Annotated in this window: 18 protein-coding genes; 11 read left to right on the top strand and 7 right to left on the bottom strand. The window is 43.5% G+C overall.

Annotated elements, in window-relative coordinates; genetic code table 11:
* Positions 1-55 precede the first annotated feature (55 nt).
* Positions 56-685 carry a YIP1 family protein gene (locus SporoP37_RS06235; RefSeq protein WP_085430523.1) on the bottom strand — a complete coding sequence of 210 codons (630 nt, stop codon included), beginning with the start codon at positions 683-685 and terminating at the stop codon, positions 56-58.
* A gap of 156 nt (positions 686-841) precedes the next feature.
* On the opposite strand from SporoP37_RS06235, the gene namA reads away from it, so the two are divergent.
* Positions 842-1,861, top strand: a complete 1,020-nt coding sequence (gene namA / locus SporoP37_RS06230) for an NADPH dehydrogenase NamA (RefSeq protein ID WP_085430522.1) — start codon at positions 842-844, stop codon at positions 1,859-1,861.
* 16 nt (positions 1,862-1,877) lie between these two features.
* Here the strand turns inward: namA and SporoP37_RS06225 are convergent, their stop codons facing one another.
* A complete protein-coding gene (locus SporoP37_RS06225) occupies positions 1,878-2,375 on the bottom strand; it encodes a metallophosphoesterase family protein (protein ID WP_085430521.1) in 498 nt (165 codons plus the stop codon).
* Between the two features lie 100 nt (positions 2,376-2,475).
* On the opposite strand from SporoP37_RS06225, the gene SporoP37_RS06220 reads away from it, so the two are divergent.
* The 7 genes from SporoP37_RS06220 (at position 2,476) to SporoP37_RS06190 (ending at position 6,948) form a co-directional block, all read left to right on the top strand.
* The gene (locus SporoP37_RS06220; RefSeq protein WP_081242838.1) at positions 2,476-2,844 is read left to right on the top strand and encodes a carboxymuconolactone decarboxylase family protein; all 369 of its coding nucleotides are present in this window, start codon (positions 2,476-2,478) and stop codon (positions 2,842-2,844) included.
* A 96-nt stretch (positions 2,845-2,940) separates the two neighbouring features.
* The gene (locus tag SporoP37_RS06215; protein ID WP_081242837.1) at positions 2,941-3,264 is read left to right on the top strand and encodes a PadR family transcriptional regulator; all 324 of its coding nucleotides are present in this window, start codon (positions 2,941-2,943) and stop codon (positions 3,262-3,264) included.
* Between the two features lie 32 nt (positions 3,265-3,296).
* On the top strand, positions 3,297-4,121 hold the full coding sequence (locus SporoP37_RS06210; RefSeq protein WP_157118620.1) for a permease prefix domain 1-containing protein: 825 nt from the start codon (positions 3,297-3,299) through the stop codon (positions 4,119-4,121).
* Between the two features lie 20 nt (positions 4,122-4,141).
* Positions 4,142-5,161, top strand: a complete 1,020-nt coding sequence (locus SporoP37_RS06205; protein ID WP_085430520.1) for a hypothetical protein — start codon at positions 4,142-4,144, stop codon at positions 5,159-5,161.
* A gap of 177 nt (positions 5,162-5,338) precedes the next feature.
* Entirely contained in the window at positions 5,339-6,070 is a 732-nt protein-coding gene (locus SporoP37_RS06200) for a YqcI/YcgG family protein (RefSeq protein WP_081242834.1), read from the top strand.
* Between the two features lie 153 nt (positions 6,071-6,223).
* Positions 6,224-6,565 (top strand): CHY zinc finger protein, encoded by a 342-nt coding sequence (locus tag SporoP37_RS06195; RefSeq protein ID WP_231293307.1) that lies wholly within the window; start codon positions 6,224-6,226, stop codon positions 6,563-6,565.
* Between the two features lie 59 nt (positions 6,566-6,624).
* Positions 6,625-6,948 carry a hypothetical protein gene (locus SporoP37_RS06190; protein ID WP_085430519.1) on the top strand — a complete coding sequence of 108 codons (324 nt, stop codon included), beginning with the start codon at positions 6,625-6,627 and terminating at the stop codon, positions 6,946-6,948.
* 42 nt (positions 6,949-6,990) lie between these two features.
* Here SporoP37_RS06190 and SporoP37_RS06185 read toward each other — a convergent pair whose 3' ends face one another.
* On the bottom strand, positions 6,991-7,398 hold the full coding sequence (locus SporoP37_RS06185) for a YugN family protein (RefSeq protein ID WP_081242831.1): 408 nt from the start codon (positions 7,396-7,398) through the stop codon (positions 6,991-6,993).
* A gap of 126 nt (positions 7,399-7,524) precedes the next feature.
* Between SporoP37_RS06185 and SporoP37_RS06180 the strand changes: the two genes are divergently transcribed.
* Both SporoP37_RS06180 and SporoP37_RS06175 read left to right on the top strand, forming a co-directional pair.
* Positions 7,525-8,064: a YflT domain-containing protein gene (locus SporoP37_RS06180; protein WP_158233616.1), complete on the top strand. Its 540-nt coding sequence runs from the start codon at positions 7,525-7,527 to the stop codon at positions 8,062-8,064.
* A 79-nt stretch (positions 8,065-8,143) separates the two neighbouring features.
* Positions 8,144-8,380 carry a hypothetical protein gene (locus SporoP37_RS06175; RefSeq protein ID WP_081242829.1) on the top strand — a complete coding sequence of 79 codons (237 nt, stop codon included), beginning with the start codon at positions 8,144-8,146 and terminating at the stop codon, positions 8,378-8,380.
* 202 nt (positions 8,381-8,582) lie between these two features.
* Here SporoP37_RS06175 and SporoP37_RS06170 read toward each other — a convergent pair whose 3' ends face one another.
* Together SporoP37_RS06170 and glnA are read right to left on the bottom strand one after the other, a co-directional pair.
* Entirely contained in the window at positions 8,583-10,157 is a 1,575-nt protein-coding gene (locus SporoP37_RS06170; protein WP_085430517.1) for an amidohydrolase, read from the bottom strand.
* A 119-nt stretch (positions 10,158-10,276) separates the two neighbouring features.
* On the bottom strand, positions 10,277-11,611 hold the full coding sequence (gene glnA / locus SporoP37_RS06165) for a type I glutamate--ammonia ligase (RefSeq protein ID WP_085430516.1): 1,335 nt from the start codon (positions 11,609-11,611) through the stop codon (positions 10,277-10,279).
* 292 nt (positions 11,612-11,903) lie between these two features.
* Between glnA and SporoP37_RS06160 the strand changes: the two genes are divergently transcribed.
* Positions 11,904-12,233, top strand: a complete 330-nt coding sequence (locus SporoP37_RS06160) for a YunC family protein (protein WP_081244767.1) — start codon at positions 11,904-11,906, stop codon at positions 12,231-12,233.
* Between the two features lie 81 nt (positions 12,234-12,314).
* Here SporoP37_RS06160 and SporoP37_RS06155 read toward each other — a convergent pair whose 3' ends face one another.
* Positions 12,315-12,551: a hypothetical protein gene (locus SporoP37_RS06155; protein ID WP_085430515.1), complete on the bottom strand. Its 237-nt coding sequence runs from the start codon at positions 12,549-12,551 to the stop codon at positions 12,315-12,317.
* A gap of 31 nt (positions 12,552-12,582) precedes the next feature.
* Positions 12,583-12,771 (bottom strand): hypothetical protein, encoded by a 189-nt coding sequence (locus SporoP37_RS06150; RefSeq protein ID WP_081242825.1) that lies wholly within the window; start codon positions 12,769-12,771, stop codon positions 12,583-12,585.
* Positions 12,772-12,789 lie beyond the last annotated feature (18 nt).

Raw genomic sequence — 12,789 nt, 5'->3', positions numbered from 1 at the left:
TTTGTCTAAAAACTCCAGACGATTCCCATGTGAAGCCGTCTGGAGTTTTTGCTTACTATATACCGCCTGCAGACAAAATAAACACCAGCAGCAAGATCAGTGGAATAAGCAGCACCAAAAAGAATCCGAATATAATCATAACCGTACCGAATCCGCGCCATGAAGAGAAATGATGAACAATACCAATTCCCTTGGATAAAATGATTGTACTAAAAATACCTATTCCTAATGTCAGCAAATTCGTAAACAATAAAACGGCAGATATCGTCGAGAATATAGCCGGCTCCGCAGCATTCACTGTATCTATAAATAAATCCTTACCGAATAAAATGATAAGCAACAGATAAATAGGCATCATCCAAATATATGGTATAGAGGCAATCGGCACCATCTGCAGCATATCATTAAAATTTCCCGCACCGCCAAGCCACTTGCCTGCCCACGTGTATAATGCGGAAGCAATAAACAGACTGATCAACCCTCCGATAAAAGCAGACAGAATACCAAGGATTACGATAATGAATAACGGAAGATCAAGTAATAAATCCGTTCCCCAAAACGAAGTCAGGCCGATGCTGACCGAAGATAAGAATAGGATGAAAAAACTATAACTCCAAGTTTTGTATTCTAAAACATAGCGAATCGTTTCTTTTGGCTGTGTCCATGCCGAAATAAGTGGATTCATGAAACATAACCTCCATTTCAATTATACTGCAGTATACGTTTCGGAACTTCCATTTGTTTCATAATCGAATAAAGTAATTAAGGAAATCCTCATTCATTAAAAAAATCTTCAGGTTTGCTATACTTTCCGTAGCAATAACTGAAGGAGGAATCATTCATGACAAAATTATTCAGCCCTTATACCATACGCGGCGTAGAGTTCAAAAATCGGATCGCGATGTCACCGATGTGTATGTACTCTTCGCATAACCAGGACGGAAAAGTAGAAGACTGGCATAAAACTCATTATCCGGCCCGTGCAGTAGGACAGGTAGGCCTCATAATAGTAGAGGCAACTGCGGTGCAGCCCCAAGGAAGGATTTCCAGTGAAGATTTAGGGATCTGGTCAGATGATCATGTGGAAGGATTAGCTGAATTAGTCCGTTTGATGAAACAGCATGGAGCGCGTACGGGCATCCAGCTGGCACATGCGGGAAGAAAAGCAGCAGTAGACGGAACGATTTACGCGCCGAGTGCGATTGCTTTCAATGAAGAATACAAAACACCTGCAGAAATGTCCGTGGCAGATATAGAAGAAACGATCGAAGCGTTCAAGCAGGCGGCCATCCGATCAAAAAAGGCCGGTTTTGATGTTATTGAAATTCATGGTGCGCACGGCTATCTGCTCAACGAATTCCTGACCCCTTTATGCAATCGCCGGGAAGATGAATATGGCGGATCGGCAGAAAACCGCTACCGTATTTTGCGGCAAGTGATTGACGCGGTCCGTTCTGTCTGGGAAGGCCCGCTATTTGTCAGAATCTCAGCAGAAGACTACCGCGAAGGCGGAATGGATGCTTCACAATATGCTGAAATGGCAGTTTGGATGAAAGAACAGGGTGTCGATTTAGTCGATGTCAGCTCGGGTGGTGTAGTGCCCGCAGCGATTCATGCGTTCCCTGGCTACCAAGTGCCATTTGCAGATACGATACGCCGGAAGGCAAATATTGCGACAGGCGCTGTAGGTTTGATTACTTCCGCACTTCAGGCAGAGGAAATTTTACAAAATGACCGTGCAGACATTGTATTGCTGGCACGGGAATTATTGCGCGATCCGTACTGGCCGTACAGGGCAGCGAAGGAACTTGGTGCCGAAATCGAATCCGCGGTTCAATATACACGCGGCTGGACGTACTGAATAACTATTCCATTCATTACGTTTTATCATTAAAAAACACGAGCTCTGCCCGAATTTCTTCGGTAATATGCAATATGGCAAATGAATAATGCGGCAGCTTCCGTTTGTCAGTGGGAGATCCGGGATTCAGCAGAAGAGTTTTATTCATATAACGAAGCATAGGAATATGGGAGTGTCCGAAGACAATTACGTCGGCAGGCACTCCTTCAAATGCTTCAATAACGCGTTTCTCCGTCGTCTTTTTCTCCCCGTGCCCATGCACTAATCCAATTCGCACATCACCTGCTTGAATCACTTGCTGCAAGGGGAATAACTTTTTGACTTCTTCAGAATCTGCATTTCCTGATACGCCCTTAACTACCGCAAATTCCGAAAACATTTGCACCGCCTCCATCGATTTCCAATCACCTGTATGTAAGATTAAGTCAGCTGTATCGCATTCGGCCAGTAAACGTGCCGGCAAATTCTTACCTCTGCCGGGTATATGTGTATCACCTGTAATCACAACTTTCATCACGCACCTCCTAGGCTTGTCTTTGACTATATCATTTCCATAATCACTGCATAGCAAACAAAAAAGGGGACATACTACGCCAATACGGGAGGCGATTTTTATGGAAGATTATACATTTACAGATGCAGTGCTGGCAGATTATAAAACTGGTATGGGTGCGATGAGCGAACAAGTGCCAAAATTAATGAAATCATTCCATGCTTTTTCTGAAGTATGTTTTGAAGAAGGAGAAGTCAGTCAGAAGTACAAGCATTTGATTGCGCTGGCGGTAAGCGTCTATGCCCATAGTGAATACTGCATCATCTATCATACGAAAGGCTGTATAGATAATGGCTGTACGGTTGGCGAAGTATTGGAAGCGGTAGGTGTCGCCGCCGCACTGGGCGGAGGAAGCGCATTGAGTCAGGCAGTTACAATCGTTATGCAGACACTGGATGAGCTGCAGGAAAATCCGAAACCTATACAATAATACAACACCTTATCGAACTACTTTCGATAGGGTGTTTTTTAATGCATTGTATTACGATGTACATCGTGTTAGCATGTAGTAAAAGAGGTGAAGAAAATGGATCAGGAAATGATGAAAGGCAGTATAGATTTGATTTTATTGTCGCTGATCGCTCAGCGTGATCTATACGGATATGAAATTGTGAAAGTATTGAAAGAGTTGAGCGATGATACGTATAAGATGAGTGAAGGGACATTATATGCAGCTTTGAAACGGCTGGAGAAAAAGGGGTGGGTTCAATCCTACTGGCAAGAAGGGGAAAACGGACGCAGGAAATATTACCGTCTTACCAATGAAGGCGGCGTGGCGCTGGAAACCAAACAGGAAAACTGGGAATGGATGAATGCCCTTGTCCATAAAAGTTCGGATGGTCTGATATGATTCCGGCATTTGAACGTTTTATTAGTATAGTGGTGAAACAAACAGACTGTAATGCAGAAGAACGGGAAGATTTGAAAGAGGAATTACTCAGTCATTTGTATTGTGCATATGAAGATTTACAAAAGCAAGGATATCCAGAAGAGGAGGCGATGAAGATGGCCATGGAAAATTTCGGTGATGAAAAGGAAGTCGGCAAGCAACTTCAGCATGCGATGTATCCTTACCGTCGTGAAATGATGATTGGGCTCGCAGGTGTTTCACTGTTATTTATTTACTCTACCTATCTTCTCCAGTTATTTATCATAGGAGATGCAGAAATGATCTGGCTTTGTTTAGCAGTTCTGGTGAGTGCATCGATTCTGACTTTAACAATGCATCCTGTGGCGGCATTAAACCGTCGCCTGATGGTAAACGGATTGCTGATTGCGCACATTCTTTTAGCAATCTATGGAAGTTTGCTTGCCGGATATGTGGATTCACCTTATTCCAGTATATTAGTCTGGTTATGGATTGGCATCATACTATTTTCAATCATTCTGGTGTATCGCACGACTATTTATGACTATCCCTCATCCAGTCAAACGCTTCAAAAAGATGCAAAAAGAATACATTTCGTCAATCTTACTGTTGGTCTTTTGGTAATGGCACTTTCTCTATTTTTACTCTGGGCATTCATGATATTTGCAGCAGAGATGAGCGCGTCATTGCTGCTGTTAGCAATTCCGCTAGTTATATGGGCTGTTCTTTATGCAATACAGCTTCGCTTATTGGCGGCCCATCGCAAGAAGACAGCATACAGTGTAGCAGCTTTTCAGCTTCTGAGCATAGTCGCAGTGATCGTCATCTGGATATCATGAATAGAAGGGAGAGTCGTCCTATGAAAAAATCGCTGGTCATTATATTAAGCTCTATTGCCATCATTACTGTGGTACTTATTACATTGGGTGTATTATTCAATAAAAATGAAAACGAAAAACAAGAGGGGATGACAGATGTCTATTCAGTCTCTCCAACTGGTGAAATTGCTGCTGTTACTTATCATAAAGGTCAAGCCACAATTCACCTGAATGGACAGGAAATGATGATTCAGTTGCCTGTGGAGCGGGCGATTGCGGATATGATATTCACGGAAGATGGAAAAAAGCTTGCTTATGTTGAACAGAGTAAAGACTTAGAAGGTCACAATGGTTCAGAAATTCATCTGATTGATTTGGATTCACTAGACGCCGAAACGATCTATACTTCTGCCGACATCATAACAGAAATTGCTTTTGATCCAAAAAATCCAGACACACTTTTTTATTTACAGGCAGATGACTATACGAATTACTCACCGATTGCGTCCAAACATCCGCATGATTTTGATATACACAGCTACGATATGAAAAACAAGCTTCATACCAAGCATACTGACTTCAAGAAATACAGTATGGGCTCCCTGCAAGTATCTGCTGTCAAAAATTCTGTTTATATTCAGACGAATGATGATGCATACGATGAAACAGAGGAAATATCATTTACCAGCAATGATCGGATATTTGAAATTCCTTTGGATACACCAAATGAAACGTCAGTCATCAGCAGTCCTGTTGAGGCAGAAGATGTATACGACTTCCTTCTGCTTCCCGAGAAACAGACTATCATCTATCAGGCCGTGGCGGGGACGGGGGCTAATGGTATTTTTGAGTATGAGCTCTTTACGTTTAATTGGAAAACGTATAAGACGGAACAGCTGACGGCATTGAAAGAGTCTGCATCGAAACCTGTACTCGGACCTGATGATAAAATATACTTCATGGTAGATCATGAGTTCGGTGCACGCACACCGGATTATCACCTGTATCGAGTCAATCAGGATGGCAGCGATGTAGAGGAAGTCTTATTAGAACCTAACTAAAGAAATCATAAAGAATTCTCATCTTTCGTATCCTGTATAGGCTATAGATGAGTATTCTATTGTAATTTTGCAGGTTATGATTCGAGTATAAATTAACATCCACTACCTTTATATGTTTCGTTTTGGAGAGTTGGGGTAACAGATATACAGCATAGTTTGTCAGAGGAGGATAAAACGTTGATACAAACATCTAACGCTTTATTGACGAAGGAAGACTTTCAAGAACGAAAAGATTTGCCCGACTGGCTTCGCAGGGAGTATCAGACGTTTCGCGATATAGTGACGGATAAAACTTTCCCGTGTTATTTCGGCATGGCCGGCGAGAATAAAGGCGAACTGCGGTATGCATATATTTCACAGGATGACTGGTCCAACTTACCGCAGGCATTGGAGTCATTTTTAACACTTTTTGAAAATCCCAAACATAAACGGCACGGTTTGTTTGTGTTTGTAGAACCTTTTGAAAAAGAAGGTTCCATTGAAGACTACCGAAAGCAATTCTGGGATATTCTTCAGTATGTACACGAGGAAGATTCCATGGAATGGCCTGCAGACGCTCCGCGTGATCCCGATCACTATCTATGGGACTTTCATTTTCACGGAGAACCTATATTTGCATTCGGTAATGCGCCGGCTTATAAACAAAGAAAAACCCGTGATTTAGGAAATGCGATGGTCATCGGATTCCAGCCGAGAAAAATATTTAAAGGGCTGACCGGGACAGAAAAAGGCGGCATCAATTCCCGGGAAAAAGTGCGCGAACGCGTGGAAGTGTGGGATAACCTGCCAAAACATCCCGACATCAGCCACTTCGGTGATCCCGAACATAATGAATGGAAACAGTTTTTTATTGGAGACGATTGTGTGCCTATAACAGGAAAATGTCCATTTACACATAAAGAAATGTAACGAAAGATGTCCGGCAAGCCGTCAGTTCATGGCTTCCAGGGCATCTTTTTTTGCGGGAAACGGAACTGCAGATCCCTGTCTGCTATATACATGTAATTTTATTGCATCTCTCATACGCTGCTTTTATGATGGGAATAAGAGGAGCTGATCCATTTGAAAAGATACACACCGGAAGTTCGGGGATTGCTGGTTGATGACGAAACCCGATGCATTCATTATGCTGCTGAAACCGACCGGATCGCAATCAAATTCTGCTGCTGCCAGACTTATTATCCTTGTCATCTGTGCCACGAAGAAAAAGGATGCGGCAATTCTGCAGTATGGCCTGTGAATAGATTTGACGAAAAAGCAGTGCTTTGCGGAAACTGCGGGCATGAACTGACGATTACTGAATACTTCCAAAGTGGCTACGCATGCCCGGCTTGTGAAGCCCGTTTCAACCCAGGCTGCGGCCTGCACAGAGAATTATACTTTGCGAACGAAGCAGGGGAATAATGGTTTTAACCATTTTCAAAGGGGAACACTATGGAAAACGGATAAAGTGAGGGATTTCCATGAAACGTACTACGGACAAAGAAGAACTTCTTTCGTTTGCTGAAAGCGCAGAGAACACAGGAACGACATGGATTCAGCAAGATGATTATGCCGGCGAAGAACCTATTATGACGGACGAAGACCTTTCAGGAAGAGAACCGTTGCAGCGCCTGAGACTGATAGTGGAAGCAGGGGGACAGATAAAGTCCTTCGAAACACTATTCTCCACGGCTGCCGAGCTGGAAGAATTGATGGGCGAACTGGAACCGATTTTTGAGAAGCATCCGAAACAAGTGCTGAGCGCTGATGAAATGGATGAAAAACTTCATGGTGTCAGTAACTAACAAAAAGGATCTTCTGCCATAGAGGGCAGAAAGATCCTTTTGTCATTCCAAGTACTGTAAAATTTCTTCTATTGCCAGTTCGCCTGCCGTTTCCCATCGGCTTTTATCGCGGATTTGGGCATCGCGGTCAAGTGGTTCTTGAAATTGATTAAACGAACCGCTGATCAATGAACTTGCGTCTCGATCCAACCCTGTATTGACAACATGTTTAATTACATAGGGCTTTTTGAATCTAATGAATGTGTTGAAATCATCCAGTTCTCCGTCATATGCTTCAAAAGGCAGACGCAAATAAATCGTCTCACCGCCTTCACGGTGGAGGATTGAATCAAAACTGCCTTTATGATAATCCCATCCTCCTCCAAAGTGGTAACCGTGCTGATCGACTTTATCCCGTAATGTCCCAAAACACGCCAATTTGCCTTCAATCGAAGTATCTAACTCCAGCATCCAATCACTCCTTTTTATTAGGGTTTCTCATCAGCGGATGTTCTATACATCATGCGGAATGTTTTTGGCTATAGTATTGGGGGTAAATATAACAATAGGAAGATCAGTGACAGGAGGAGATACAAAATGGGTAAGAAAAGATATATTGGCATGTACCATAACGAAACAGAACTGATGAACCGGGTGGAAGAGCTGAAAAAGGAGGGATGGGCTGAAGAGGATATCTATGTGGTAGTGAAAAATGATGACCAGCTGACTATGGTCAAAAATCGGACAGATGCAGAGATTAAATCAGCAGATGATTCATGGTGGGACCGTTTCATGGGCTTCATTTCAGGAGAAGATCACGTGCGGCGTATGATCGACAGTCTGGGATTAGGGACAGAAGATACGTCTGACTATTACCGTGAAATTGAACAGGGCGGCATGCTGCTTTACGTAGATTCAGGTGAAGCGAGGCGCAGTTATATGGAGAACATAGACTTCTATGGAAGAGACGGAAAAAGCACAGACGTAAATCTGGGTGCTAATGGATTAAGTATTACAGATCAAGAGCTGAATGGCGGCGATCCTGCATTCAGAATGAGTCAGACACTGCCGGAGCACAGTAAGCGTGAAGGCGGCGCAGACGTGCAAGAGGATGAATTGGATAGGGATCGCTTCTGAAGAATTAGACTGCAAACACCTTGTCAACTCCTTTCTCCATACTGTATGATAAAACTAACAGCCAGGAAGGGGAGATGACATGTTTAAGCATCCGGGTATTGCCGCCGTGCTGAGTTTTTTCTGGACTGGTGTCGGTCAAATTTACAATGGACAAATTCTTAAAGGAATTTTGCTCATTATTTTACAAGGAATTAACGGTTTGCTGATGTTTGTAGGAATCGGATTCATCACCTATCCAATCGTTTGGATCTGGGGAATGTACGATGCCTATCGAACAGCGGAACGTATGAATTACAGCCAAAACCATTATCAATAAAAATGTCCCGCCATCTTCTATGGCAGGGACATTTTTATATATCCTTATTTATTCAATTGCCAGGTGGAATAATTTAATGCCAGCGTTACCAAGCCAACATACGGCACCATCAGCGCACCGGAAGTCCGTTCACTTTTAACAACTCCAAGAGAAAACCTCCTTTTTAAAAGGTTTTCCCTTTCGTGCCTGTACTAAACAAATGTCAGGAATGTATCTGATACATGATTTCGCCTGCCACAATAGTTTTCTCTACGGCGACTTCCGGAATCCGATCGGCACTTACAGTAAAAATGTCTTCAGCCAATACAGTGAAGTCTGCATCGAATCCAACCGCCAGGCGTCCGCGTGAATCTGTCTTGCCAATTGTGGCGGCTGCGCCTGAAGTGAATAGTTGCACAGCTTCGTAGCGGCTGAGTTTCTCATCAGGCAAATATCCTTCGTGCTGCTCAATCGGCAATCTTCTCGTAACTGCTGCATGGATTCCGAGCAGAGGATTCGGGTCTTCAATCGGCGCGTCTGAACCTCCGCCGCAAATGAAACGTCTGTCAAGGAACTTTTTCCATGCATAGGCCCAGTCCATCCTGTCATGTCCAAGCCTGTCTGCAATCCATGGGAAATCAGAAGGAACGAAAGCAGGCTGGATATCTAAAACGATCGGCAGTTTTTCCATACGTGCAACCAGGTCGTCACGCAGTAAAGTGACGTGGATAAACCGGTCTTTTTTGCCGGCAGGTGCAGGGTGCTTCTCAATGACGTCCAGTGCTTTTTCCGCTGCGAGATCACCAATCATATGGATGGCAACAGCTTCTCCGTAATGCCGGGCAAGTTTCACGAGGTTCTCCAGCTCCCCGTCAGTTACTACTGCCGTACCTGAATTCCTCGGATCATCTGCATACGGACGGCTTAATAATGCGGTACTGCCTCCAAAAGCACCATCTATAAAAAACTTCATTTCTCCCGGCTCCACCCACGGTCCTTTATAAACTGCCTGATCCTCCATCAATTCAGAAAACACACTGAAATGGCGCAATAAATACGCACGAAATTTCCGTTTGCCGCCCAATACGTTATGGAAAGCCTGTAATGGTGTCTGATATTGACCGTAATAACCTAAGTCATCTGTAACGGCACCCGTCAAGCCGACAGACAACAGATGATCGACGGAAGTTTCCAAAGCTTTAGTTACATAAGCTTCCGTCGGTTCAGGCAAAATCTGAAGAACACGCTGCATGGCACCTTCTTTCAACAAGCCCGTAGGCACCCCGTTCTCATCGCGCTCAATTACGCCGTCCTCAGGATCAGGCGTATCCTTCGTAATACCCGCCAGTTCCAATGCCCTTGAATTAACAACGGCTGCATGCCAGCATGTACGCTTCAGCAGCATAGGGGATTCGGTAACCATATCCAGTTCATAGCGCGTGAAGATTTTTCTGTCGGGAAACATATTCTCATCCCAGCCTTCGCCAATGAACCATTCATCCTCTGACAACCCCTTAGCCGCACGAAGTAACATATCCATCATGTCAGCAGTTGAAGTAACTTTAGATAAATCAAGCCGCAGCAGCTTTTCCCCCTGGCCGATGATATGCATATGATTATCAATGAATCCGGGATAAACAAAAGCCCCCTGCAGATCCACTTGATGTTCTGCCAGATTACGCAGATCATTGTATGATCCGGCTGCTGTAATTTTCCCGTCTTTCGTCACTAACGCTTCTATTGTATGTCCTTCACTTTGCATTGTATAAAATAAGGCATTACACCAAATTGTCGCCATACCGAAACCTCCTTATCATCCTATAGTAAACCGATAAAGACTAATGAACAATAGAACTGATCTTACCCATTTCAGCCTATAAAAAAACGGCTGTGCAGACAGCCGTTCCATTACTTTATTTAATACATTTTCATATAACGTTCAATTTCCCATGGGTGCACCGTAATCCGGTAACTTTCCCACTCTTGATGCTTAGCTTCGCTGAAGTTTGCATAAATGTGTGAACCTAGAGCCTCTTGGATAATCTTATCATCTGACAGCGCAATTAATGCATGATCCAAATCAGTCGGTAAAGTTTCAATACCGTTTTCCGCAAGTTCTTCCATCTTCATTTCATAAATATTGCGGTCTACGGGTGCGGGAGGTGTCAGTTTCTTTTTGATGCCATCGAGTCCAGCTTGTAAAATAACGGCCATTGCCAAGTACGGATTGGCAGATGAATCGACAGAACGGACTTCCACGCGTGTGCTCATTCCGCGGGAGGCCGGTATACGGATAAGCGGGCTGCGGTTCTGTGCGGACCAAGCAACGTAGCAGGGTGCCTCGTAACCCGGAACGAGACGCTTATACGAGTTGACTGTCGGATTGGTGATTGCGGTGAACCCCCGCACATGTGCAAGAACGCCCGCCATAAACTGATAGGCTGTCTCGCTCAGTTTACGCTCGCCTTCTTCATCATAAAATACATTCTCACCGTCTTTAAACAATGAGACGTTACAGTGCATTCCGGAGCCGCTGACACCGTATAAAGGCTTTGGCATAAACGTGGCGTGCAAACCATGTTTGCGTGCCATCGTTTTCACGACCAGTTTAAACGTTTGAATATGATCGCAGGCAGTCAGAACATCAGCATATTTAAAGTCGATTTCATGCTGCCCAGGCGCGGCTTCATGATGTGAAGCTTCCACTTCAAAGCCTAGTGCTTCAAGTTCCAGCACAATATCGCGGCGGCAGTTTTCGCCTAAATCCATCGGCGCCAAATCGAAATAATCTCCATGATCATTGAGTTCCATTGTCGGCTGTTTGTTTTCATCTAATTTAAATAGGAAGAACTCCGGTTCAGGACCCAGGTTAAAATCAGTGAACCCTAGCTCTTTCATCTCTTCTACGATGCGTTTCAAGTTTCCGCGCGGATCACCTGAAAATGGCTCTCCATTTGCCAAGTACACATCGCATATCAGGCGTGCGACACGGCCTGTGCCAGACGGCCATGGAAATACCATCCACGTATCCAAGTCAGGCACGAGGTACATATCCGATTCTTCAATACGAACAAAACCTTCGATAGAAGATCCGTCAAACATCATTTTATTATCTAATGCTTTATCGAGCTGGCTGATTGGAATCCCTACATTCTTAATCATGCCAAAAATGTCAGTAAACTGAAGACGGATAAAATTCACGTTGTTTTCTTCCACGAATGTATAAATGTCTTCTCTTGTAATGTTCTCCATCAGGCCACACTCCTTATAATTGCTTGATACGAATCTTCTTCGCAACATTTTTCTATAATAAAGTGTCTGCAAGCAGATTACAAGAATTTTTTGCTGTTTTTTTCAAAAAACATAAGACTTAAGTTCTTGTTTTGGATAAAAAATGATAGATATCTAAAGCGAAACTTAGAAATTAGGATAATACTCCCATTAAGTAGGCTGTCAATAAAAAATGATATTTGACAGCAGTGCAGGTGAGGCGATTTACAGTGCACGGGATTTTTTACTTGGCACATTTTTATTGAATCGTCATATGCTGATAAAGAAAGGGGTGGGTGTCTTGATTGAACACCAGAAGATATCGATTAATGGCGAATCATTTCAAGCAGTCACAGTGAAGCTGCCGAAAACGACGCTGCTTACGGTTTCAAACGACAAAGGATATATCATGTGCGGTGCACTCGATGTCGGTTTGCTCAACAGTGTGCTGGCGGACCGTAAAATCATTGCGGGCCGTGCAGTAGGAGTGAAGACGATTGAACAGCTCCTTGCAGCACCGCTTGAATCTGTAACGCTTGAAGCCGAAGAATTTGGAATTACGGCCGGGATGACGGGATCAGAAGCATTATTAAAAATGAAATAAAAAAACGGCGTCTAATTTTTAAGGCGCCGTTTTTTATGTTCTATTTTAAATTTAACCGTCCGCAATCTGTAATGAACGGGATTATTCCCCTTCGTATTTCTCTTCACTGGAGGAACGGTCTTTTGTTTTACGGTGGTGCCGCTCTTCTTCCTCTTCCATGCGAACGTCTTCTAAAGGAATGGCATCTACAGTCTGCATATCCTTATGCATGTCATAAATACTTTCCTTATCTGTCTTCAAATTCTCCGGGTTGTCCATATATCCGCCTTTTGCATTTGAACGGTCTTTTTCGGTAAACACTTTTTTTTCTTCACCCATGAATATCTGCTCCTTTGCGGTCAATTTGTAATCAATCTAGAAATCTTCCGAGTAACCCTTTATTCGGTTCTGGCTTTTGATTATGATTTGAACGATCTCCACGCATTGGTGTTTCATTGAACTCATCGAATTGGCGTGATAATTTTTCACGTGCTTCTTTGTTGCGCATTAAGTAGGCCGCTCCCAAACCGATTGCTGTCAAAGCCATTCGCTTTTTCATAAAAAACTCCTCCTCGTA

The organism is Sporosarcina sp. P37 (genome assembly GCF_002109365.1).
Taxonomy (GTDB): domain Bacteria; phylum Bacillota; class Bacilli; order Bacillales_A; family Planococcaceae; genus Sporosarcina.
The sequence above is the reverse complement of the archived record's forward strand: the minus strand, read 5'-3'. Positions and strand labels throughout refer to the sequence as shown.